Consider the following 22,722-nt stretch of genomic DNA (forward strand, 5'->3'; position numbering starts at 1 on the left):
CAAGGATGATCTATCCGCATTTCCCCCCCATGAGGATGAAGACGTGCAATGAGACGCTGGATCGTCCTGGCGGTCGCCGCACTGGTCGCGCTGGCACCGGACGCCGCCGCCGCGCAGCCCGCGCCGCCGGACCCCGTACAGGCCCTGAAGAGGCAGTTCCGCGCCGAACACGGCGTCACCTTCACCGAGGTGTCCCGCATGACGGGCGACGCATCGGTGACCCGGGTCCGCGCCAAGGGCGGGATCCAGTTCGGTGCGAGCGGGCCCGTCGCCTCGTACATGACGTTCTCCGCCGTTCAGAAGAAGGGCGAGGAGCCGGGGACCGAGGTAGAGCTGATCATGACGCCTGGTCAGCTCCATCTCTCCTCGCCGGATCTGCCCCCGGGCAAGAAGTGGGTCGTGTTCGAACCCGACAAGGGCACCAAGGTCACCCCGGTGCCCGGCCTGGTCCTCAGCAGCCAGACGATCAACCCGCTCGATCCGGCGATCCTGAAGGCGATCCTCAAGGGCGCCAAGGTCAAGAGCGTGCCGGGCGGTCACCTCTATCAGGGGGCCGTGACGTACGGCGACCTCGTCAAGGCGGCCCCGGAGCACTACGCCGCCCAGTCCGGCGGGGACGTCGCCGGCGGGCTCGCCGAGCGGAAGATCTCCTGGCGGCTCTGGACCGACAAGCGGGGCCTGGTCACCCGCCTGATGAGCAACCGGCTCGGCGGCGGCGCCGACACCCGCTACTCCGGGTGGGGGCAGCGGATGACCATACCCCTGCCGCCGGCCGACGAGGTCATGTCCTGGCGCGAGCTCTTGGACCAGCCCTATGACGAGCCCGGCTTCGATCTCGGCCCGTTCCGCACTTCCCGATAAGGATGAACCCCCCGATGAGACGATGGATCGTTCTGGTGGCCGCCGCGAGTTTCACGCTGGCCCCCACTGCCGCCTCCGCGCAGAGTGCCGCCGCGCCCGACCCGGTGCAGGCGATGAAGAAGCAGTTCCGCGCCGAACGGGGCGTCGACTTCACCGAGGTCGCGCTCCTGCGTGACGCCGATCCGCCGACCCGGCGGCAGGGCGGCATCCAGTTCGGCACCCGCGGGCCCGTGGCCGCGTACCTGACCGTGCGCGACGTGAACGCCACCGACCCCGAGGACGAGACGGAGGCCGTGGCCGGCGGCGACGCCCTCTACACGACCTCCGACGTCCCGCTGCCCAAGGACAAGAACTGGGTCGCCTACCGCTACCCGAAGGGCCAGGTCGCGCCCGAGTTCTGGACCACGCAGCAGACGATCGACGTGTTCGACCCGGCGAGCCTCCAGGTCACGCTGAAGGGCGCGAAGGGCAAGGCCGTCTCGGGCGGCTACCACTTCCAGGGTGACGTGACCTACGCCGAGCTGAACAAGGTGGCACGCGACCACTACGCCGTGGACGTGGACGGGGTCAAGTCGAAGGCCAAGGCCAAGTCGAAGATCAAGTGGCAGCTCTGGACCAACTCCTCCGGGGTGATCCAGCGCTTCGTGACGACCAACTACTCGCCCAAGGGCGCGTGGCTGAAGAGGGTCGACACTCGCTTCTCCGAGTGGGGCCGCTGGCAGATGATCCCGATGCCGGGCGTCGAGGAGGTCATCGCGTCGAACGAGGTCGGCAAGGTGCCGAGCTTCCCGACCGGCCTGAGCCTCAAGGGCCGGGCCGCCCACTAGCCCGGAGCCCGGCCGCCAGGCCATGCCCCTAGGGCAGGGCCTTGCGCAGCCAGGATTCGACGCCCGCTATGTGGACCGTGGCCCAGGACCGGGCCACGTCGGCCTGGCGGGCGGCGATGGCCTCGTAGATGGCCGCGTGCTGCTCGCGCGTCCGGTCCAGGGCGCCTTCCTGGGTGAGGCCGCGCCAGATCCGGGCCCTGGTGGTGGGCCCGGACAGGCTCTCGACGAACGAGCACAGCACGCTGTTGCCCGACCCGCGCGCGATGCGGTGGTGGAACTCCAGGTCGTTGGCGACGAGCTCCTCAATGGTCGGATCTGCGGGCAGCGCCTCCAGGACGGCGCGCAGCTCGCCGACCTCCTCGTCGGTCATCAGCTCGGCGGCCAGCGCGGTGGCGGCGGGTTCGAGGATGCGGCGCACCTCGAAGAACTGGATGACGGTGTCGTCGCGGTGCAGGTCGAGCACGAACGACAGGGTGTCGAGCAGCAGCCGGGGCTCCAGGCTGGTCACGTAGGTGCCGTCGCCCTGCCGCACGTCCAGGACGTTGATCAGGGCCAGCGCCCGGACGGCCTCGCGCAGCGAGTTGCGTGACAGGCCGAGGCGCTCGGCCAGGTCGGCCTCCTTGGGCAGCCGGTCGCCGGGGGCCAGCTCGCCGGAGAGGATCATCTGCTTGATCCGGTCGATGGCCGCGTCGGTGACCGCCACGATCTTCCCCCTGGACATCGGATGTCTAGGAGTCTAGGGCTTGGAACCGTACGGCGCCGTCGCCGGGAACGCGGCGGATCGCGCCGCGGGCCTCCAGCGTGCGCAGGTGGGCGGCGGCCTCGCCGGCGGCCAGGCCGCGCAGCATCGGCGGCAGGTCGGACCAGGGCCGGTTCCAGGTCATCATGGCGGCGGTCTCCCAGATGGTCGGCGGCTCGGACCGGTCGCGGAGCTGGGCGTGGAGTCGTTCGAGCTTCTCCTCGTGATGATCGCGGATCTGGGCCGCCCGTGCCGCCACATCCGGAAAAGTCCACTCGTGGGCGGGCAGGGCGTCGAGCGGGCCGAGCTCGCCCACCCGGTGCAGCGAGTCCAGGAAGTCGCCCAGCGGGTCGACGTCGTCCCGGTCGAAGGGGTAGATCCCGATGTGCGGGGTGATGCCGGGCAGGACGTGATCGCCGGTGAACAGCCGGTCTGCGTCCTCCAGGTGCAGGCAGACGTGGCCAGGGGTGTGGCCCGGCGTGTGCACGGCCCGCAGCTTCCGGCCGGGCAGGTCGATCAGGTCGCCGTCGCGCAGCTCCCGGTCCGGCCGTGCGGGCGGCTCGCCCCTGCCGCCGGACGCCGCCGCGACCGCCTCCGGGTCCGCGCCGGCCCGCCGCAGCATCTCGGCCTGGAAGTCCCGGTGCTCGTCGCGGGCCAGCCCGTGCATCATCGCGACCAGCGCCGCGTCGGCCTCGTGCATCGCGATCCAGGCGCCCGACTCCTGCCTGACCTGCCCGGCGAGCCCGGCGTGGTCGGGGTGGAAGTGGGTGACGACCACGCCGCTGACGTCGGCCACGGCCATGCCGGCGGCGGCCAGCCCGTCACGCAGCGCCGCCCAGGCGTCGGGGTGGTTCCAGCCCGCGTCGACGAGCAGGGGGCCGTTGGGCGACTCGACGGCGTACACGAGCGTGTAGCCGAGCGGGTTGCCGGGGATCGGCACGGGCACGCTCCATACCCCGCCGCCGAGGTCCTGGGTGCGCTGTTCGGTGAACGGCCTGCGCCGCGTTCGTGTCATTGGAGTGGCCCCCGTCGTGCGTGCGTGGTCTTCGTCGAGTGTGGGTGCGGGGGCGGGTGGATGGGAATGATTTTTCGGGATCCGTCCCGTCACGTGATCCGCTCAAGGATCGTGGCCGTGGCCAGCGCGCCGCCCGCGCACATCGTGACCAGGGCCGTCGCCGAGTCCGAGCGCTCCAGCTCGTGCAGCGCCGTGGTGATCAGCCGCGCGCCGGTCGCGCCGACCGGGTGGCCGAGCGCGATCGCGCCGCCGTTGACGTTGACGCGGTCGAAGTCCGGCTGGTGCACGCTCGCCCACGACAGCACCACCGACGCGAACGCCTCGTTCACCTCGAACCTGTCGATGTCGCCCACCGCCATGCCGGCCGCCGCGAGCGCCTTCGCCGTCGCGTCCACGGGCCCGTCCAGATGGAAGTACGGTTCCGCGCCGACGAGCGCCTGGGCCAGGATCCGCGCCCTCGGGCGCAGCCCGTGCCTGGCCGCGGCCTCCTCGCTCATCACCAGCACGGCGGCGGCCCCGTCGGAGATCTGCGAGGAGGTCCCGGCGGTGTGCAGCGTGCCCTCGCCCTGGACCGGCTTGAGCGCGGCCAGGCCCTCGACGGTGGTCTCGCGCAGCCCCTGGTCGCGGCTGACCTCGCCGACGGGCACGATCTCCCGGGCGAACCGGCCGCCCGCCCAGGCCCGCGCCGCGAGCCGCTGCGACCGCGCGCCGAACCAGTCGAGCCGCTCGCGCGTGAGCCCGCGCCGCCGGGCGATCCGCTCGGCCGCGGTGAACTGGTCGGGCAGGTCGATGCTCCAGTCGTCGGGCCGGGGCTGGGCCGGTAACACGTTGCTGCCGAGCGGCGCCCGGCTCATCACCTCAACCCCGCAGCCCACGCCCACGTCGATCACCCCGGCGCGCACCATCGCCGCCGCCAGGTGCACGGCCTGCTGCGAGGAGCCGCACTGCGCGTCGACGGTCGTGACGCCCGCCTGGTAGGGCAGCCCGGCGTAGAGCCAGGCGTGCCGCCCGACGTGACCGCCCTGCTCACCGGCCTGCGTCACGCAGCCGGCGAACACCTGCTCGACCGCGGCGGGATCGAGGCCGGAGCGGGCAAGCAGGCCGTTCAGCGCCGTGGCCAGCACCTGCTGCGGTTTGTGGCCGGCCAGCCAGCCGCCGCGCTTGCCGATCGGCGTGCGTACGGCCTCGACGATCACGGGTGTGCCCACAGCCACCTCCAGAACGATGCTCTGGTGGCGACTGTAACCGGTTCTAGTTAGCCGCGAAAGCCCCGGCGGGCAGGCTCTCCGGCAGCTCGAACAGCTCGAACAGCGCCAGGTCGAAGAACATCGCCACATGGCTGATCAGCGGGCCGTCGAAGTCGATCACCAGCAGCGAGAAGCGCCGGTAGCCGTCGCCCTCCCGGAAGTACAGGGCGAACGCCGGCTGGCCGTTGGCCCGCACCGGCACCAGCCGCAGATCGCCCGGCGCCTGGGCCGGGCACTGGGTCTCGACGAGCTCGACGATCGCGTCAGGCCCCTGATACCACCCCTCGAAGGGCGGCATCTCCCAGATCGCCTCCTTGGTGAACATGTCGACGATCGTCTTGATGTCGTAGCTCTCGAACGCGGCCACGTAGCGGTCGAGCAGCTCGCTCTGCTCGGGCGTCAGCGGCTGCGGGCGGTCGTCGAGGCTGGGCGCGACCTGCGCGAGCTGGGCGCGGGCGCGCTGCAGGATGCTGTTGACGGCGGTGGTCGTGGTCTCGAGCGCCTCGGCGACCTCGGCCGCGCGCCACTTGAGCACGTCGCGCAGGATCAGCACCGCGCGCTGGCGCGGCGGCAAATGCTGCAAGGCCGCGACGAGCGCGAGCCGGATGCTCTCGCGCGAGGTGACGATCGCGGCCGGGTCGTCGCCGCCCGCGCCCACCATCCCGTCGGGCACCGGCTCCAGCCACGGCACCTCGCCCCGCTGCACCAGCGGCGCGCTCGGCTCGGTGGCGGGCGCGCCCAGGCCCGTCGGCATCGGGCGGCGGCCCCGGCTGTCGAGCGCGGTCAGGCACTGGGTGGTGGCGATGCGATAGAGCCACGTGCGCAGGGACGAGCGCCCCTCGAACCCGTCGTAGGCCCGCCAGGCGCGCAGATAGGTCTCCTGGACGAGATCTTCCGCGTCGTGCACCGACCCCATCATGCGATAGCAGTGCGCGAGCAGCTCCCGGCGCATCGGGTCAGCCTGCCGGAGGAAGTCCTCGTTGGACGGCTTGTCGCTCATACCCCCTGTATAGACGACGCCACCGACAGATCGCCTCTTCTCCGCGAAAGGGCAGGTCAGAGGTCGCTCAGCAGGCGGTCGGAGGCGATCTCGATGCGGCGCTGGATCTGGTCGTAGGTGCGCCGGCCGCGCAGCATCTCCAGCAGCTCCTGGACCCAGATGCTCGACAGGGAGCCGGCCAGGGCGAGCTGCTCCTCCGACGCCCGCGCCGGGTCGAGGCCGCCGGCCGAGACGCGCAGCAGCAGGCCGGTCATGCGGTCGCCGAACGGGGTCTCGACCTCGGCCAGGATCAGCGACCTGATGAGGGCGTCGGCCAGCTCGGGCTCGCGCATGAGGCCGCGGGTGGCGCGCATGAGCACGTCGACGGCGCGGCCGGACGGGGTGGGGGAGCTCGGCGGGCGGCGCTGGATGCTGCTTTCGAGGAGGTCGATCTCCTCGCCGACCACGGCCACGACCAGGTCCATCTTGGACGGGAAGTAGCGGTAGAGGGTGCCGAGGGCGACGCCGGCCCGCTCGGCGACCGTGCGCATCTGCATCGCCTCGACGCCGCCGCGCGAGGCGAGGGCCGCGGCGGCCTGGACGATGCGCTTGCGGCGCTGGTGCTGGCTGCGTGAGCGGGCGCTGTTGCCGCCGGGCGCGGGGTGGTGCTCCGTCGGCCCCTCGGGGTCGGCGGGGGGCGTGGCGACGTCCGCCTGCGGAGTGCGCATGAGAACACGTTATCTGATTTCTCGATAACCCGGCTTGTTACTCGCCAGTCACTAACAAGCCGTATAGATGCATGTCTTTGGCGTTACACGGCTATATCTGGACTTGTCGAAATGGGTGCCCTCTGGACAGATATTAGAATCTGTTCTAGTTTGCCATTCTACCGACCGAGCGCTTGGTGGTGGTGCATGGACTTCAACCTCGACGAGACCCAGCGGGACCTGCGTACCCTCACCGCGGAGCTGCTGGCCAGGGAGGACGGGCAGGACGCGGCCCGGCTGTGGGACGCGCTGCGCGAGGCGGGCCTGACGGCGATCTGCGTGCCCGAGCACGCGGGCGGCGCCGGGCTGGGGCCGGTCGAGATGGCGGTCGTGCTGCGCGAGCTGGGCGCCAGGGCCGCGCCGGGCCCGTTACGCGAGACGCTGGTCAGCACGCTGGCCGTGAGCCGGCACGGCAGCCCCGGGCAGCAGCGCCGCCTGTCCGGCGAGGCCCCCGCCTCGGTGGCGATCCGGGAGCCTGGCCGCCCGCTGACCGCGCCGCCCGTGACCATCGCCGAGCGGGCGCCCGCCGACCTGGCCGCGGGCTGGTTCCTGACGGGCAGCAAGTCCGGGGTCACCCATCCCGGCGGCGACGTGCTGGTCACCGCCGACCAGGGGCTGTTCCTGGTCCACGCGCCGGCCGCCGCCCCCGAGTTCACCTCCACCGGCGAGCCCGCCGCCACGATCACGCTGGAACGCTGCCCCGCCGAGCGGGTCGGCGGCCCGGAGGCGGCCGGCGACGTGCGGCGGCTGTTCACCGCGGCGGTCACGGCGCAGGCGAGCGGCGTGCTGGCCGGCGCGCTGGAGCTGACCACCACCCACATCAGGACCAGGAAGCAGTTCGGCCGCGCGCTCGCCGAGTTCCAGGCCGTCACCATGCAGATCGCCGACGTCTACATCACCGGCCGGGCGCTGGACGTGGCCATGTGGTCGGGCGCCTGGCGGCTGGACGCCGGGCTGCCCGCCGAGGAGGACCTGGCCGTGGCCGCGCTGCACGCCGACGAGGCGGCGCGGGCGCTGTACACCTGCCAGCACCTGCACGGCGGCCTCGGCCTGGACGTCACCTACCCGCTGCACCGCTACTTCGCCCAGGCCAAGCACCTGACGCACCTGCTCGGCGGCGCCGACGCCCAGCTCGACCTGATCGGAGGGCTCGCCTGATGCACATCGACCTGACCCCCGAGCAGCGCCGCCTCCGCGACGAGCTGCGCGAGTACTTCGCCGGCTGCCTCACCCCCGAGGACCGGGCGAAGCTGGCCGAGGACCCGTTCGGCGAGGCGTACCTGGAGCATTGTCGCCGCCTCGGCCGTGACGGCAAGCTGGGCCTCGGCTGGCCGAAGGAGTACGGCGGAGGCGGCCACGGCCCGCTCGAACAGCAGATCTTCGCCAACGAGATCGCCCGCGCCGGAGTCCCGTACCCGATCATCACCCTTCAGACGGTCGGCCCGACGCTCATGCAGTACGGCACGAAGGAGCAGAAGGAGCGGTTCCTGCCGAGCATCCTGGCCGGCGAGTGCCATTTCGCCATCGGCTACAGCGAGCCGGAGGCGGGCACCGACCTGGCCGCGCTGCGCACGACCGCGGTGCTCGACGGCGACCACTACGTCGTCAACGGGCAGAAGATCTTCACCAGCGGCGCGCACCACGCCCAGTACATCTGGCTCGCCGCCCGCACGAACCCGGAGGCCAGGAAGCACAAGGGCATCACCATGATGATCGTCCCGACGGGCGACCCGGGCTTCTCCTGGACGCCGATCGTCACGATGGACGGCCGCCACCACACCAACTCCACCTACTACACGGATGTGCGGGTGCCCGTGGACCTGGTGGTGGGCGAGGTGGACAAGGGCTGGGACCTGATCGTCAACCAGCTCAACCACGAGCGCGTCACGCTCGGCCCCGCCGGGAACCTCGGCCAGACCTACGACCGCTTCCTGACCTGGGCCCGCCGCGCGGGGCTGGCGGACGAGCCCGACGTACGGCGCGCGCTCGGCCGGGTGCGCGCCTGGTTCCGCACCAACGAGCTGCTGAACTGGCAGGTCGCGGCCAACATGGACCTGGGCTGGCTGGGCGCCCCCGACGCGTCGGCCACCAAGGTCTACGGCTCGGAGCGCATGCAGGAGGCCGGGCGGCTGCTCGGCGACGTGCTGGCCCGCTACGGCGACCCGGCCGATCCGGAGACGGCCGAGCTGATCGAGCGGACGGACCGGGCGGTCAAGGGCGCGGTGGTGCTGACGTTCGGCGGCGGCGTCAACGAGGTGCAGCGGGAGCTGATCGCGATGCTCGGCCTGAGCCTGCCGAGGCCGCCCCGATGACCGGCGAGGAGCTGCTGGACCTGGCAGCCAAGCAGGCGGCGCTGGGCGAGCTGGCCGGGGCCCCGGCCGACGACCCGGTGAACGTGCCGATGATCCGCCACTGGCTGGCCGCGATGGGCGACCGCAACCCGGTCTACCTGGACAGGGGCCTGGCCCCGCCCGCGATGGCGCAGGTGTGGACGATGACCGCGCCGGCGCCCGGCGACCGCTCGCCGGTGAGCGTCATGATGGGCGCGCTGGACGAGGCCGGCTACACGGGCGTCGTGGCGACCAACTGCGAGCAGACCTACCACCGTTACGTGCGCGTCGGCGAGCTGCTGACCCCCGCCACCCGCTTCACCGGCCTGGCCGGGCCCAAGCGGACCGCGCTCGGCGAGGGGTTCTTCGCGACCTGGGTCGTCACCTGGTACGCCGGCGAGGGGGAGCCGGTGGCCGAGATGCTGTTCCGGGTGCTGAAGTTCCGGCCGCCGGAGAAGCGGGCCGAGCCGTACCCGCTGCGGCCCTCGGTGAACCGTGACACCGCGTTCTTCTGGGACGGCGTGCGGCGCGGCGAGCTGCGGGTCCAGAGCTGCGCCGACTGCGGCGAGCTGCGCCACCCGCCGGGCCCGATGTGCCCGCGCTGCCACTCGGCGAACCGCGCCCACGTGGTGGCGCGCGGCGAGGGCGTCGTCTACAGCTACGTGGTCCACCACCATCCGCCGGTGCCGGGCCGCGAGACGCCGTTCGTGGTGGCGGTCGTGGAGCTGCCCGAAGGGGTGCGGATCGTGGGGAACGTGGTCGACTGCCCGCCGGAGTCGGTGGCGGTCGGCATGCCGGTACGGGTCGCGTACCGGCCGATGGACGACGAGCTGGTCCTGCCCGTCTGGACGCCCGGGGAGCCGTGATGCTGACGCGAGATCAGGTCGAGGTGGGTGCGGCGCTGCCCGAGCTGTCGCTCGACCTCACGCCCACGGTGGTCGTCTCCACCGCGCTGGCCACGATGGACTTCACCCCTGTCCATCATGACGTCCAGGTCGCCAGGGGGCAGGGGGCGAAGGACATCTTCCTCAACATCCTGACCACGATGGGACTGGTCGAGCGGTACGTGACCGACTGGGCCGGGCCGGAGGCGGTGATCAGGCGGATCGACGTGAAGCTCGGCGTGCCAGCCTACGCGGGTGACCGGCTGAGCTTCCGGGGCGGCGTCACCGCGCTCGCGGACGGCGAGGTCACGGTGGGGGTCACGGGCAGGGTCAGCCTCGGCGACCACGCCACCGGGACCGTCACCCTGCTGCTGCCGGAGGTGCGGCCGTGACGCGCCTGGACGCGGCGATCGCGGGCATCGGCGCGACCGAGTTCAGCAAGGACTCCGGCCGTTCTGAGCTGCGGCTGGCGGCCGAGGCGGTGCTCGCGGCGCTGGACGACGCCGGGCTGTCCCCGGCCGAGGTCGACGGCCTGGTCACCTTCACGCAGGACGCCAACCAGGAGATCGCCGTCGCCCGCGAGGTGGGCATCGGCGACCTGAGCTTCTTCTCCCGCGTCGACTACGGCGGCGGCGCGGCCTGCGCGACCGTGGCGCACGCGGCCATGGCCGTCACGACGGGGGCGGCCCGCGCGGTCGTCTGCTACCGGGCCTTCAACGAGCGCTCGGGCCGCCGGTTCGGCCGGCCGGACGCGGGGCTCGCCGGGCAGCAGTCCTCGCAGGGCATGGAGATGAGCTGGCACGTGCCGTACGGGCTGGTGACGCCCGCCGCGTGGGTGGCCATGTTCGCCCGCCGCTACCTGCACGCCTACGGCGCCACGTCCGAGGACCTGGGCCGGGTGGCGGTGGCCATGCGCCGGCACGCGGCGACGAACCCGGCGGCCTGGTTCCACGGCAGGCCGATCACGCTGGCCGACCACCAGGCGTCGCGGTGGATCGCCGAGCCGCTGCGGCTGCTCGACTGCTGCCAGGAGAGCGACGGCGCGGTGGCGCTCGTCGTCACCACCGCCGGGCGCGCCCGTGACCTGCGCCGCACCCCGGCCGTCGTCACCGCCGCCGCCCAGGGCTCCGGCGCCGGGCAGATGATGATGACGAGCTATTACCGCGACGACATGACCGGCCTGCCGGAGATGTCGGTGGTCGGCAGGCAGTTGTGGGAGACGTCCGGGCTGACGCCCGCCGACATCCAGACCGCGATCCTGTACGACCACTTCACCCCGTTCGTCCTGACGCAGCTGGAGGAGCTGGGGTTCTGCGGGCGCGGCGAGGCCGCCGCGTACGTGCGCGACGGCGGCATCGAGCTCGGCGGGCGGCTGCCGGTCAACCCGCACGGCGGGCAGCTCGGCGAGGCGTACATCCACGGCATGAACGGCATCGCCGAAGCCGTGCGCCAGCTCCGCGGCACCGCCGCCAACCAGGTGGACGGCGTGCGGAACGTGCTGGTGACGGCCGGAACGGGGGTGCCGACCAGCGGGCTGATCCTGTCCGGCGTGTCGGATTGATCACCCAGGGTAGTCATGCGGGCATGGTCGGATATTTGCTGGTCCAGCCGGAGTTGAAGATCGACTGGACGAAGATGCCCACGTACAACACGATCATGGCCGTCGCGGCGGGCGTGGGGCTGGTGCTCGTGGTCTGGTTCGGCAGGAAGCTGCTGCGCGGCGACCCGATGGAGCACGTCGACGGGTGGGCGCTGGCGTTCGGCGTGCTCGGCGCGCTGCTGGCGCTCACCGGGCTGCACATGACGCTCACCTGGCCGCTCGCCGGGCAGGGGTTCCCGTTCGACAACATCATCTTCGGCGAGCCGTCGCTCGCGTTCGGCGCGATGCTGCTGGCCGCCGCCCTCTACCTGTGGAAGCGCTGGACGCCGCCCCAGGGGGCCGCGGACCGGCGCGAGCACGTGGCGCGGGTGGCGGGGCCGATCTCGCTGTTCGCCTTCGCGATGGGGCTGGCCTGCTTCGGCATCGCCGCCGCCGGGTGGACGTACACGCTGTTCGCCGCGCCGCCGCAGGAGCCGATCTCCGGGGCGTTCGCGGACATGCCGATGCTGGAGGCGACGTTCATCTCCGGGCTGTACGTGCTGGTGGGCATCGGGGCCGTGGTGTTCCCGTTCGCGCTGCGGGCCCGTGGCGGGCCCGCGGCGACGGTGACGGGCGTGTGCTGGCTGGTGGCCGGGGTGGTGTTCGCGCTGTTCGGGGCGCTGAACTACTTCACGCACATCGGGCTGATCGTCAACACCATGTGATCACGGGCTGACGATCATCGGGACGGAGAAGAACACGATCATCGCGATGACCACGCAGATCAGGAAGCCGGTGAGCTCCCAGGCCCAGTCGTGGTGCCTGCGGCGCTTCTTCCCCTTGGGCCGCCGGGCGGCCTTGCCCGATCCGGACGCCCTCCGTGGGGCCGGCGTCCGTCGCGGGGCCGGCGCGGGCCTGGCCTGCGGCTCGCTCGCCGAGTCCTGCTCCGGCTCCGTCGTGCTCGCCGGGAGAGCGTCCGGCGCGGCGGGCGGCTCCGGCGGCAGCGGCATCCGGTAGACCGGCTCCTTCGGCTGCGCCCGGGGCGTGAACAGCGGCCCGGCCTCGCGCGGGGCGCGGGCGTCGGTGACGGCGGGCAGGTCCTGGGTCACCGGCTCGTCGTCCAGCACGTCCGCCGGGACCGGCGCGGGCATGACGAACGGCCGCTCCAGCCGCGCCTGCGGCGCGCCCTTGGCGGGTACATCCCTCCCGAGCAGGTCCTTGGCGGGCGCGCCGCCGATGGGGCGGCGGGCCTCGAAGGCGGAGAACGGGGTGGACAGGCCGGACGGGGCGGGCGGGGCCGCCTCGAAGGCGCGGAAGGTCGTCGGCCGGCCGGTGCGCTCGGGCGAGGGCGCCAGCGGGTCACGCAGCCTGGGCATCGGCGCCGTGGTGGCCTCGTGGTCGGGCATCCGCGACGGCGACGGCGGCGCGAGCAGCTCGGTCGGGAAGATCCCCGTGGTGCTCGCCGGGTCGGCGGCGCCCAGCGGCAGCGGCCAGGTCGGCGGCACGGGCCAGCGCGGCTTGACGAACATCGGCGCCGGCTCGGCCGTACGGGATCCCGCGAAGTGGACGCGCAGCGCCGCCGGCGGCGTCTGCCACGGCAGGCGGCCGAGCACGTCGCGCAGCGGCGCGACGGCGAGCGCGCCGTAGACGTCGGCGACCGGCTTGGACACGCGGCCGCCGGCGCCGGCCAGCGCCAGCCCGAGCGCCTGCGTGAACCGGTGCGCCACGCTGACCGCCAGCTCCTCGGCGGTGTCGGGCGCCACGTCGAGCACCCAGGCGAGCTCCTCCCGGTTGAGCCCGCACACCTGGACCAGCACGAGCACCTCGCGCTGCGCCGGACGCAGCTCGCGCAGCGCCCGCTCGACCAGCGCCGAGGCCGGGTCGATGAGCGGGTCGACGACGGGCGGCGCGTAGACGACGTCACGCCGGAAGATCTCGCGCCGGGCGTAGGCGTACAGGGCGGCACGCGGGGGCGGCTGCGACGGCACGGCGGCGAGCACGGTCGCCACGACGTCTGCCGCGGAGCCAGGGTCGCCGAGCTGGTCCGCGCAGTACGCGAACAGCCCGGCGGCGTGACGGTCGTAGAGCTCTGCGATCAGCTCGGTGCGGGAGTGCTGACCGGTGAGCGGGTGTGTCACGTGACCGGATCCTCTTACTGGGAAAAGCGGACGCTGCGGGTGAGGGTGCGGCGTCTGTGCATGTGGAGGCAATCATGCCAACTCCACCCAGGCCGGCGCACTACCAGATCACGAATTCGTACGGAATCGCAGGTCAGTGAACCGCTTAACCTCCTCCCGATGGGACAGACCACGTTCAATCGCCGTAGGGTGGTTGCCGTTAGATCATGCGGCGGTCGTGGCAGGGGGGCTGCGGCCCTGCCACGAAGCGGAAGGTCGCGCGTGATCACATTCGACGCTGTCACCAAACGCTACCCAGACGGAACGGTAGCCGTGGACCGCCTCAGCCTTGAGGCGCCCACGGGCGAGATCACCGTGTTCGTCGGCCCGTCGGGCTGCGGGAAGACGACGTCACTGCGGATGATCAACAGGATGATCGACGCCACCGAAGGGCGCATCCTGCTCGACGGGGAGCCGGTCCAGGACATCGACCCGCCGACGCTGCGGCGCGGCATCGGGTACGTGATCCAGCAGGCCGGCCTGTTCCCGCATCGCAAGATCCTGGACAACGTCGCCACCGTGCCCTACCTGCTCGGCTGGGACCGCAGGAAGGCCCGCGACAGGGCCATGGAGCTGCTGGAGCGCGTCGGGCTCGACCCGGGGCTGGCCGGCCGCTACCCCTTCCAGCTCTCCGGCGGGCAGCAGCAGCGGGTGGGCGTGGCCAGGGCGCTGGCCGCCGATCCGCCGGTGCTGTTGATGGACGAGCCGTTCAGCGCCGTCGACCCGGTGGTCCGCACCAGCCTCCAGGACGAGCTGCTGCGGCTGCAGTCGGAGCTGAACAAGACGATCGTGTTCGTCACCCACGACATCGACGAGGCCATCAAGCTCGGCGACCAGGTCGCGGTGCTGCGGGTGGGCGGGAAGCTGGCGCAGCTCGCCGCCCCGAAGACGCTGCTGTCGGAGCCGGCCGACGACTTCGTCCGCGAGTTCCTGGGCCGCGACCGGGGCATCCGGCGGCTGCAGTTCGTCTCCACCGAGGGGCTGCGGCTGCGCACCGACCTGCCCGCCCCCGAGGGCGCCGGCACGTTCGTGTTCGGCACCGACTCGCTGCGCACCGCGCTCGACGCGGCGCTGCTGTCGCCGTCGGGCACCGCGGTGGCCGTGGACGAGCGGGGCGAGGTGGTCGGCGTGGCCACGAGGGAGGCGCTGGACGAGGCGCTGGCGGAGGCCGCCCATGGGTGACGGCCCGCCCTCACTCTGGGAGTGGATCGCGCGCAACTGGGACACCGGGCGGGTCGGCAGCATCAGGGACCTGCTCGGCGACCACCTGCTCATGTCGCTGGTGCCGATCGTGCTGGGGCTCGCGCTGGCCCTGCCGCTGGGGCTGGCCAGCGTCCGATGGCGGTGGCTCTACCAGCCGACGGCCGGCATCTTCAACGTGATCTACGCGCTGCCGTCGCTGCCGCTGTTCATGCTGCTGATCTCGGTCACCGGGCTGTCACCGATCACCGTGATCGTCCCGCTGACCTTCTACGCCATGGCCGTGCTCATCCCGGCCGTGGTCGACGGCATCGGCTCGGTGCCTCCGCACGTCCGCCAGTCGGCGGTGGCCATGGGCTTCACGCCGCTGCGCCGGCTGGTGCAGATCGAGCTGCCCATCGCCGCGCCCGTGGTGATCGCCGGGCTGCGGGTCGTCGCGGTCTCCAGCATCAGCCTGGTGAGCGTGGGCGCGCTGATCGGTGAGGGCGGTCTCGGCATGCTGTTCACCCGGGCCTACCAGAACCCGTTCCTGCCGCCGGTCGTCGTCGGCATCGTGCTCATCGTGGCGCTGGCGCTCATCGCCGACGGGCTGCTGCTCCTGGCCCAGCGGCTGCTCACCCCGTGGGTGCGGGCGAGGGGGGCGTCGTGAACTGGCTGATCGACTTCTTCGGCGACCCCGCCCGGTGGACGGGCTTCGACGGCATCCCCGTACGGCTGCTCGAACACCTGGAGTTCTCGGCCCTGGCGCTCGCGCTGGCGATGCTGGTCGCGGTGCCGATCGGGCTGCTCATCGGCCACACCGGCCGGGGCGGGGTGCTCGTGGTCGTCTCGGCCAACCTGGCCAGGGCGCTGCCGACGCTCGGCCTGCTGGTGCTGTTCGTGCTGCTGCTCGGCACCGCGTCGATCTGGCCGGTGATCATCCCGCTGGTGCTGCTGGCCGTGCCGCCGATCCTGGTCAACACGTTCGAGGGCATCAGGGGAGTGGACCCCGAGCTGCGCGACGCGGCGTACGGGATGGGGCTGCGCGGCGGCCAGGTGCTCGGGCGGGTGCTGGTGCCGGTCGCGCTGCCGCTCATCCTCCTCGGGCTCAGGCTCTCGGCGATCCAGGTGGTCGCCACCACGACCGTCGCCGCCTACACGGGGCTGGGCGGTCTGGGCAGGTTCGTGATCGACGGGTTCGCGACGAAGGATTACGCGAGCGTCGTCGGGGGTTCAGTGTTGATTGTGCTGTTCGCGCTCGTGGTGCAGATCGCGTTCACCCTCGCGCAGAGGGTGACGGTCTCCCCGGGGGTGAGCCAACGACTGAAGACACGTTGATTTTTCGTACTACCTCCCGCAAGAAGGGGACATTTTAATGAGACGCATGTTCAGCACCGCGGCGGTCGTCCTGTCCGCGGCGCTCACCTTGACGGCCTGCGGTGGTGGCGGCGGCGGGGGCAACCCGCTCGACACCACGAGCGCGGCGCCCACGGGCTCCGCCACCGGCGGCGGCGGGGGGACCGTCGTGATCGGCTCCTTCGACTTCGACGAGAGCGTGCTGCTCGGCTCCATCTACGCCCAGGCGCTGGAGGCCAAGGGCGTGACGGTCGAGGAGAAGCCCCGCATCGGCAGCCGCGAGGTCGTCTACGACCAGGTCAAGAGCGGCGGCCTGACGCTGGTGCCCGAGTACAACGGCAACCTGCTGGCCTTCATCGACCAGCAGAACAAGGCCGCGACCACCGAAGAGGTCAACGCCGCGCTGAAGGAGAAGCTCCCCGCCGAGCTCGAAGTGCTCGAATCCTCCCCGGCCGAGGACAAGGACACGCTGTCGATCAGCAAGGACACCCAGTCCAAGCAGTCCGTCAACACGATGGAAGACCTGGCCAAGGTGTCGAAGGACATGATCGTGGGCGGTCCGCCGGAGTTCAAGAAGCGCTGGGAGGCCCCCTTCAAGGAGGTCTACGGCATCCAGTTCAAGCAGTGGAAGCCCACCGGCCCGGCCACGGCCGACGCCATCAAGGACGGCTCCATCCAGGTCGGCAACGTGTTCTCCACCGACCCGAAGATCACCGCCAACAACCTGGTGCCCCTCCAGGACACCAAGAACATCTTCCCCGCCCAGAACGTGACCCCGCTCCTGAACAAGGCCGGAGCCACCGACACGGTGCGCACCACCCTCAACGCGATCTCCGCCAAGCTGACGACCGACTCGCTGCTGGACATGATGCAGAAGATCGCCGTCAACAAGGACGAGCCCGCCACGGTGGCCAAGGAATGGCTGAGCGCGAACGGCCTCGGCTGACCCGCCCGGCGGGGGCCTCTCCCCTGAGGCCCTCGCCGTGAGCGAGTTCACCGAGGCCATGGCCCAGCTCGCCGGCGGCGTCGCGGTCGTCACCGTCCGCGACGGCCGCGACGACCTGGGCGTGACGATCTCGGCGCTGCTGTCGGTCTCCCTGGCGCCGCCGCTCGTCCTGATCAGCCTGTCCAGCGGCGGCTACCTCAGCGAGGTGCTGTGCCGCCAGGACCGCTGGGCGTGCTCCCTGCTCTCCTCCGGCCAGGCCGCCATGGCCAGCCGCTTCGCCGCCCCCGGCCGGCCCAGCGCCCGCCACCTCGTCGCCGGCGCGCCCCACCACCGCGGACCCCACTCGGACGCCCTGGTGCTGGAGGACGGCGTCGCCGCCCTGGAGGCCGAGACCGTCCAGGTGGTGCCGGCGGGTGACCACACGCTCTTCATCGCCCAGGTCCTCGCCGTCTCGTACGTCACCCCGTCCCTGCACCCACTGGTCCGGCTGCGAGGGCGATACCGGCCCCTGGGCTGATCTTCCAGGTCCGGTTGCCCGTGGGTTCGACGCCGGATGCCTTGCCGCTCCTTGGTCACGGCTGCGGAACCCGCTCTGACGGGCGGCGCACTGCCGGGCCTGCGGAAACCGCCTCACGCTCGGGGGTGCAGGGGGCCGGAGGCCCCTTGCCAGGGGGGTCAGGGGGAGCTCGGCTCCCCCTGGAGACACGGCCCGAACCGGCCACGCGCGCAGCACGCCACCGGTGAGGCCCTTGCCGTCAGCGGATGACGTACCAGCCCGGCAAGGACAGCGGCCCCCCGGCGGGCAGCCCCAGCTCCGCCGACAGCCGCGCCAGCGGCCCCCAGGCGTCGAGCCGGACCCGGGTGAGCGCCGCCGCCCGATCCTCGCTGGAGTCGGGCCCGCGCAGCCGCTCGAGCGGGTTGAGCCGGGGGTAGGTGCGTACGGGCGCGTCGTCGGCGAGCCCGGCCCGCTTCCTGGCCAGGGCCAGCGCGTCCTCCAGCCCGCCGAGCTCGTCGACGAGGCCGTTGTCGCGGGCGTCGCCGCCGGTCCAGACGCGGCCGCGGGCGAGTTCGTGGGCCCGTTCGCGGGTGAGGGAGCGGCCTTCGGCGACCTTGCCCACGAAGTCGTCGTAGATGCGGTCGAGCCAGGCGTTGACCCGTTCCCACTGCTCGGGGGAGAAGCCGCGCGAGGTGGAGAACATGCCGGCGTTGGCGCCTTCGGCGACCGTCTCGGAGGTGACGCCGATGCGTTCGAGCAGCTCCGACAGTACGGGCTTGCCGCCGAAGACGCCGATGGAGCCGGTGAGGGTGCCGGGCTGGGCGACGATGACGTCGGCGGCCATGGAGACGAAGTAGCCGCCGGACGCGGCGAGGTCGCCCATGGACACGATGATCGGCTTGACCTTGCGGGTGAGCACGACCTCGCGCCAGACGGTGTCGGAGGCGACGTACGAGCCGCCGGGGCTGTCGACGCGGAACACGACGGCCTTGACGTGGTCGTCGCGCCGGGCGGCGCGCAGCGCGGCGCTGATCGTGTCGGAGCCCATGGCGCCGCTGCCGCCGAGCGGGCTGCGGCCGGAGCGGCCGGTGCGGATCTGGCCCATGCCGTGGATGAGCGCGATGCCGTCGGCGGTCGGGTTGGGCAGTTTGCGGACGGCGGCGCCCTTGGCGTAACGGGAGACGTACAGGAGGTGGGCCTCGTCGCCGGCGGCGCGCTTGACCTCGTCGTACACCTCGTCGCGGTAGGCCAGGCCGTCGACCAGCCCGGCCTGGAGGGCTTCGGCGCCGATGAACGGGCCCTGGTCGAACAGCTCGCGCACCTTGGCGGGGTCGAGCCGGCGGCCGTCGGCGATGCCGGCGGTGAGCTGGCCGGTGACGGATTCGACGATCCGGCCGACCGACTCGCGGTGCGGCTCGGTCATGTGGTCGTGGGTGAAGGTGTTGGCGGCGGTCTTGTACTCGTGCCGCTGGCCCATCTCGTAGCCGACGCCGAGCTTGGTCAGCGCGCCCTTGACGAACCGCTGTTCCAGGGCGATGCCGGTGAGCCCGACGTCGCCGCTGGGCTGGAGGTAGACGCGTTCGAAGGCGCTGGCCAGGTAGTAGGGCACGGTGCCGCTGCCGAACTCGCCGAACGTCTCGCCGAAGGCCACGGTCAGCTTGCCGGAGGCGCGGAAGCGGACGACGGCCTGGCGCAGCTCCTGGACGGTGGCCAGGCCGAGCGGGTTGCCGCCGATCTTCACGATGAGGGCCTTGACGCGGGAGTCCTGCCGGGCGCGCTTGAGCCCGGCGAGCACGTCGGACAGGCGTGGCTTGCGCATGGACAGCACGGCGGCGAGGGGGTCCGCGGGCGGCCCCTCGATCACGCCTTCGGTGAGGTCCAGCTCCAGCACCAGGGGCGCGGTGCGCCGCTGACGGAGCTTGCCGACGGTTTCGCTGATCGCCTTGCCTGCGTCCATGAAAGCCACCCTAAGCGGCAGGAGCCGGGCGTGCGCTCACACTTGAGGTGTGCCGGTGGTGGCGGCCGCGGCGTCGATGCGGGCGGTGGTGCCGATGCGCAGGCCGGTGGTCTGGAGCCGTTGCAGCGCCTGGGCGGCGGTCAGGTTCGGGTACGCCTGCTTCAGCAGCGCGAAGCTGCCGGCGACGTGGGGTGCGGCCATGGACGTGCCGCTCATCAGCCCGTACGCGTCGTCGGGCACGGAGGCGGTGACGTCGGCGCCGGGGGCGAGCAGGTCGAGCAGCACGCCCCGGTTGGAGAAGGGCGCCATGCGGTCGGCGTCGTCGGTGGCGCCGACGGTGACGGCGGTGGAGACGCAGGCGGGGGAGGCGACGGCGTCGGTCCAGCCGTCGTTGCCGGCGGCGACCACGGGGGCCGCGCCGAGGGTGATGAGCTGGTCGAACTGCGGTTTGAGCGCGCCCGCGCCGGGGTCGGCGTCGCAGTGCCGCCGGTGCGGCCCGCCGCCGCCGAGGCTCATGTTGACGGCGGCCACGTTGCGTTCCTTGGCGACCCTGGCGACGTATTCGAGGGCGAGTTTCTGGTCGGAGGTGTAGCTCAGGAAGCACGGCACCCGGGTGGTGCCGCAGGCGACGGCGCTGTTGATGCGGGAGAAGACCTGGATGGGCAGGATGCCCGCTTCGGGGGCGACGCCGTTGGCGGGGGCGCCGGTCACGAGCTTGCCCGCGGCGATGCCGGCGACGTGGGTGCCGTGGTCGCACCGGTTGGCGCCGCCGTTCAGGCACTGGCGGGTCTCGGCGTCGGCGGCGCCGGGCCCGGTCTGGTTGGCCTGGCCGTTGGGGCAGAGGGAGACGGCCTGGCTCGCCGCGTCGGAGGTGGAGAAGCACGCCTCGTCCACGATCCGGCCGGCCAGGAACGGGTGGTCGCGGTCGATCCCGGTGTCGAGGACGGCGACGGTGGCGCCCTTGCCGGTCCAGCCGGCGGCGTGGGCCCTGTCGGCGCCGATCACCTTGGTGGTCTCGGCCAGCAACGGCTTGCTGAGCGCGTCCTCGTACACGGCCTTGACCCGGGCGTCCTTCCTGAGGAGGGCGAGCGCGTCGGCGTCGAGTTCGGCGACGAAGAACGTGGGCGACTCGGTGGACTCCAGCACCCGGGCGGAGGAGGAGCCCTTCTCGACGTCGCCGGCGACGGCGGTGACGCTCTGCCCGGGTTTGACCTCGACGATCGAGCGCACCTTCTGGTGCGTGTCGAGCTGGGCGATCAGCGCCGGGCTGATCACCGGGTCACCGGTGTCGGCCTGCCCGGCGGCCGTCGCGGCGAGCAAGGCCGAGGTCGTGGCCGCAGCCACCAGGAGCATTCGTCTCACGGCGGGACAGATGCCCGCACCTGGGGCGGGTGATGTCGGGGTTTCCCGAGTGATTAACGAGTCTTGAGGACGTTCGCGGCCGCCTTCTTGAGCGCGGTGCTCGTGGACTTCGCGGAGAGCCGCACCTTCTCGGAGGAGTTGAGGACCTTGGTGTTGTTCATCCCGTGCGCCCAGTTGAGCCAGCCGGTGAGCAGGGCGCTGTCGAGCCGCTGCTTGGCCGTCCTGTTCGCCTTGAGCACCCGGTACGCCTTGCCCAGCGACGAGGCCTTGGTCAGCTCGGGGAAGACCTTGCTGGCCTTGTGCGCGAGCTTGAGGTAGCAGGTCAGGGTGGCGTCGTCGATCGAGCCGGTGCCCCGGTAGACCTCCACGGCCCACTGCTTGGCGGTCATCGGCTTGGCCGAGGTGCCGCGCGTGCAGACGGTCGCGGGCGCCTTCGGGGTGGCGGTGATCGTCACCGTGACCGTGACGGTCGGCAGCGGGACCGGCGTCGGGTCCGGGTCCACCGGGTCGGGCTGGGGCGTCGGGCCGCTGCCGGTCGGCTCCGGCTCGGGATCGGCGCCGGGGTCGGGGCCGGGGTCCGGCGAGTCGGGGTCGCCCGGGCTGCCGGGGAGCGTCGGCGGGTTCTGGCTGATCTCCGGCTGCGGGGCCGCCCCGGCGAGCGCCGCCGCCAGGTCCAGGCGCGGCGTGCGCACCTGGACGCCGTTGGCCTGGTAGACGTACGGCCTGCCGGTCGTCTTGAGCTTGTCGATCAGCTCCGGCATGGGCGTCTGCGGCGAGGCGGCCTTCATCAGGGCCAGCGCCCCGGCGACGTGCGGGGTGGCCATCGAGGTGCCGCTGTAGACGGTCGTCTGGTTGCCCGGCACCGCCGACTCGATGTCCACGCCGGGCGCGAACAGGTCGAGCAGCGCGCCCCGGTTGGAGAAGTCGGCGATGGCGTCGCCGTCGTCGTTGGCGCCCACGGCCACGGCGGAGGTGATGCAGGCCGGGTAGGAGGCGCCCTCGAAGTACTCGTTGCCGGCGGCGACCACGGTCGCGATGCCCTTGGCCAGCAGCGCGTCGATCTTCGGCTTGAGGACCTGGCCTTCCTCGCTGGTGTCGCAGGAGGTCTCGGACGGCATGCCGCCCAGGCTGAGGTTGACGGCGGCGATCGGGGCGGTCAGCGACGCCACGTGGTCCATGGCCAGCCGCAGCGACGACTCGAAGGCCAGCAGGCAGACGGGCTCGCCGCACACGTCCATGTCCTCGACGCGGCTGAAGACCTGGACGGCGATGATCCCGGCCTGGGGCGCGACGCCGCCGGTGCCGGCGGCGATGCCGGCCACGTGGGTGCCGTGGTCGCACAGGTTCACGCCGCCCGCCAGGCAGTTGGCGGTCGTGGCGTCGGCGGCGCCGGGGCCGGTCTGGCTGGTCTGGCCGTTCGGGCAGAGCGACTTGACGCCCTGGTCGACGGCGGAGAAGCAGGCCTCGGCGGTGATGCGGCCGGCGAAGGCCTGGTGGCCGGGGTCGATGCCGGTGTCCAGGACGACGACGTTCTGCCCGCTGCCGGTGAAGCCGGCGGCGTGCGCCTTGTCGGCGCCGATCTGGGGGAGGCTGGAGACGAGCGACGGCGGGTAGGCGCGGTCGCGGCGGATCGAGGTGACCTTGGGGTCCTCGGCGAGCGCGGCCAGCTCCTCGGCGGTGCCCTCGACCACGACGAACGGCTGGCGTTCGGGCTGCAGCAGCACCTCGGCGTTGCCGATCTCGGAGATCGGGGCGGGGATCGGCTGGGTGAGCTCGACGATGGCCCGCACGGTGCCGCCGTCGACGCCTAACCCTTCCTCGACCTTCTCCTCAGGGGTGCTCGGAGCGGGGCTCGGAGCAGTGCTGGGAGCAGTGCTGGGAGCAGTGCTCGGAGCGGGGCTGGGGGCGGCGGTCGGGACCGGTGCGGCCGTCGGATCGGCGGCGAGAGCGGGCGCCGCGGGCAGCAACGCGAGCACGAGCGAGCACACGATCAGGGGGCGAAATCGCACCGGCGTCCTCCG

Annotated in this window: 22 protein-coding genes; 13 read left to right on the forward strand and 9 right to left on the reverse strand. The window is 72.3% G+C overall.

What is annotated here, in order from left to right; translation table 11 throughout:
• Positions 1 to 48 precede the first annotated feature (48 nt).
• Both KME80_RS05595 and KME80_RS05600 read left to right on the forward strand, forming a co-directional pair.
• Positions 49 to 861: a hypothetical protein gene (locus KME80_RS05595; RefSeq protein ID WP_219500952.1), complete on the forward strand. Its 813-nt coding sequence runs from the start codon at positions 49 to 51 to the stop codon at positions 859 to 861.
• 14 nt (positions 862 to 875) lie between these two features.
• Positions 876 to 1,688 carry a hypothetical protein gene (locus KME80_RS05600; RefSeq protein WP_219500954.1) on the forward strand — a complete coding sequence of 271 codons (813 nt, stop codon included), beginning with the start codon at positions 876 to 878 and terminating at the stop codon, positions 1,686 to 1,688.
• Positions 1,689 to 1,716: 28 nt separating this feature from the next.
• Here the strand turns inward: KME80_RS05600 and KME80_RS05605 are convergent, their stop codons facing one another.
• The 5 genes from KME80_RS05605 to KME80_RS05625 all read right to left on the reverse strand — a co-directional run bounded on the left by KME80_RS05605 (position 1,717) and on the right by KME80_RS05625 (position 6,396).
• Positions 1,717 to 2,409: a FadR/GntR family transcriptional regulator gene (locus KME80_RS05605; protein ID WP_246644117.1), complete on the reverse strand. Its 693-nt coding sequence runs from the start codon at positions 2,407 to 2,409 to the stop codon at positions 1,717 to 1,719.
• 7 nt (positions 2,410 to 2,416) lie between these two features.
• Positions 2,417 to 3,442: an MBL fold metallo-hydrolase gene (locus tag KME80_RS05610; protein WP_219500956.1), complete on the reverse strand. Its 1,026-nt coding sequence runs from the start codon at positions 3,440 to 3,442 to the stop codon at positions 2,417 to 2,419.
• An 89-nt stretch (positions 3,443 to 3,531) separates the two neighbouring features.
• A complete protein-coding gene (locus tag KME80_RS05615) occupies positions 3,532 to 4,650 on the reverse strand; it encodes a steroid 3-ketoacyl-CoA thiolase (protein ID WP_219501200.1) in 1,119 nt (372 codons plus the stop codon).
• A 43-nt stretch (positions 4,651 to 4,693) separates the two neighbouring features.
• Complete coding sequence (locus KME80_RS05620; protein ID WP_219500966.1) at positions 4,694 to 5,689, reverse strand: sigma-70 family RNA polymerase sigma factor; 996 nt, start codon at positions 5,687 to 5,689, stop codon at positions 4,694 to 4,696.
• Between the two features lie 56 nt (positions 5,690 to 5,745).
• Entirely contained in the window at positions 5,746 to 6,396 is a 651-nt protein-coding gene (locus KME80_RS05625; RefSeq protein ID WP_219500968.1) for a TetR family transcriptional regulator, read from the reverse strand.
• A 186-nt stretch (positions 6,397 to 6,582) separates the two neighbouring features.
• On the opposite strand from KME80_RS05625, the gene KME80_RS05630 reads away from it, so the two are divergent.
• The 6 genes from KME80_RS05630 to KME80_RS05655 are packed head-to-tail and all read left to right on the forward strand — an operon-like array spanning position 6,583 to position 11,953.
• Entirely contained in the window at positions 6,583 to 7,593 is a 1,011-nt protein-coding gene (locus tag KME80_RS05630; protein WP_219500970.1) for an acyl-CoA dehydrogenase family protein, read from the forward strand.
• The gene (locus tag KME80_RS05635; protein ID WP_219500972.1) at positions 7,593 to 8,747 is read left to right on the forward strand and encodes an acyl-CoA dehydrogenase family protein; all 1,155 of its coding nucleotides are present in this window, start codon (positions 7,593 to 7,595) and stop codon (positions 8,745 to 8,747) included. The genes KME80_RS05630 and KME80_RS05635 overlap by 1 nt, the downstream gene beginning before the upstream one ends.
• Positions 8,744 to 9,631: a bifunctional MaoC family dehydratase N-terminal/OB-fold nucleic acid binding domain-containing protein gene (locus KME80_RS05640; protein WP_219500974.1), complete on the forward strand. Its 888-nt coding sequence runs from the start codon at positions 8,744 to 8,746 to the stop codon at positions 9,629 to 9,631. The genes KME80_RS05635 and KME80_RS05640 overlap by 4 nt, the downstream gene beginning before the upstream one ends.
• A complete protein-coding gene (locus KME80_RS05645) occupies positions 9,631 to 10,041 on the forward strand; it encodes a MaoC/PaaZ C-terminal domain-containing protein (RefSeq protein ID WP_219500976.1) in 411 nt (136 codons plus the stop codon). The genes KME80_RS05640 and KME80_RS05645 overlap by 1 nt, the downstream gene beginning before the upstream one ends.
• Positions 10,042 to 10,046: 5 nt before the next feature.
• The gene (locus KME80_RS05650; RefSeq protein WP_219501204.1) at positions 10,047 to 11,210 is read left to right on the forward strand and encodes a lipid-transfer protein; all 1,164 of its coding nucleotides are present in this window, start codon (positions 10,047 to 10,049) and stop codon (positions 11,208 to 11,210) included.
• 23 nt (positions 11,211 to 11,233) lie between these two features.
• Complete coding sequence (locus tag KME80_RS05655) at positions 11,234 to 11,953, forward strand: DUF981 family protein (RefSeq protein WP_219500979.1); 720 nt, start codon at positions 11,234 to 11,236, stop codon at positions 11,951 to 11,953.
• Here the strand turns inward: KME80_RS05655 and KME80_RS05660 are convergent, their stop codons facing one another.
• Positions 11,954 to 13,366 carry an RNA polymerase sigma factor gene (locus KME80_RS05660; RefSeq protein ID WP_219500980.1) on the reverse strand — a complete coding sequence of 471 codons (1,413 nt, stop codon included), beginning with the start codon at positions 13,364 to 13,366 and terminating at the stop codon, positions 11,954 to 11,956.
• A 261-nt stretch (positions 13,367 to 13,627) separates the two neighbouring features.
• Here KME80_RS05660 and KME80_RS05665 point away from each other — a divergent pair, with 261 nt between their 5' ends.
• The 5 genes from KME80_RS05665 to KME80_RS05685 are packed head-to-tail and all read left to right on the forward strand — an operon-like array spanning position 13,628 to position 17,403.
• Positions 13,628 to 14,587 (forward strand): ABC transporter ATP-binding protein, encoded by a 960-nt coding sequence (locus KME80_RS05665; RefSeq protein ID WP_219500982.1) that lies wholly within the window; start codon positions 13,628 to 13,630, stop codon positions 14,585 to 14,587.
• Positions 14,580 to 15,254 (forward strand): ABC transporter permease, encoded by a 675-nt coding sequence (locus KME80_RS05670; protein WP_219500984.1) that lies wholly within the window; start codon positions 14,580 to 14,582, stop codon positions 15,252 to 15,254. The genes KME80_RS05665 and KME80_RS05670 overlap by 8 nt, the downstream gene beginning before the upstream one ends.
• Positions 15,251 to 15,922 (forward strand): ABC transporter permease, encoded by a 672-nt coding sequence (locus KME80_RS05675; RefSeq protein WP_219500985.1) that lies wholly within the window; start codon positions 15,251 to 15,253, stop codon positions 15,920 to 15,922. Before KME80_RS05670 ends, KME80_RS05675 begins: the two co-directional genes overlap by 4 nt.
• Before the next feature lie 46 nt (positions 15,923 to 15,968).
• Positions 15,969 to 16,886, forward strand: a complete 918-nt coding sequence (locus tag KME80_RS05680) for an ABC transporter substrate-binding protein (protein ID WP_246644119.1) — start codon at positions 15,969 to 15,971, stop codon at positions 16,884 to 16,886.
• A 37-nt stretch (positions 16,887 to 16,923) separates the two neighbouring features.
• Entirely contained in the window at positions 16,924 to 17,403 is a 480-nt protein-coding gene (locus KME80_RS05685) for a flavin reductase family protein (RefSeq protein ID WP_308125622.1), read from the forward strand.
• 238 nt (positions 17,404 to 17,641) lie between these two features.
• Here KME80_RS05685 and sppA read toward each other — a convergent pair whose 3' ends face one another.
• The 3 genes from sppA to KME80_RS05700 form a co-directional block, all read right to left on the reverse strand.
• The gene (gene sppA, locus KME80_RS05690) at positions 17,642 to 19,339 is read right to left on the reverse strand and encodes a signal peptide peptidase SppA (RefSeq protein ID WP_219500989.1); all 1,698 of its coding nucleotides are present in this window, start codon (positions 19,337 to 19,339) and stop codon (positions 17,642 to 17,644) included.
• Between the two features lie 36 nt (positions 19,340 to 19,375).
• Positions 19,376 to 20,692: a S8 family peptidase gene (locus tag KME80_RS05695; protein WP_246644168.1), complete on the reverse strand. Its 1,317-nt coding sequence runs from the start codon at positions 20,690 to 20,692 to the stop codon at positions 19,376 to 19,378.
• Between the two features lie 62 nt (positions 20,693 to 20,754).
• Positions 20,755 to 22,710, reverse strand: a complete 1,956-nt coding sequence (locus KME80_RS05700) for a S8 family peptidase (protein WP_219500991.1) — start codon at positions 22,708 to 22,710, stop codon at positions 20,755 to 20,757.
• Between the last annotated feature and the right edge of the window lie 12 nt (positions 22,711 to 22,722).

It is taken from the genome of Nonomuraea ceibae (assembly GCF_019396325.1).
GTDB classification, from domain to species: Bacteria; Actinomycetota; Actinomycetes; order Streptosporangiales; family Streptosporangiaceae; genus Nonomuraea; species Nonomuraea ceibae.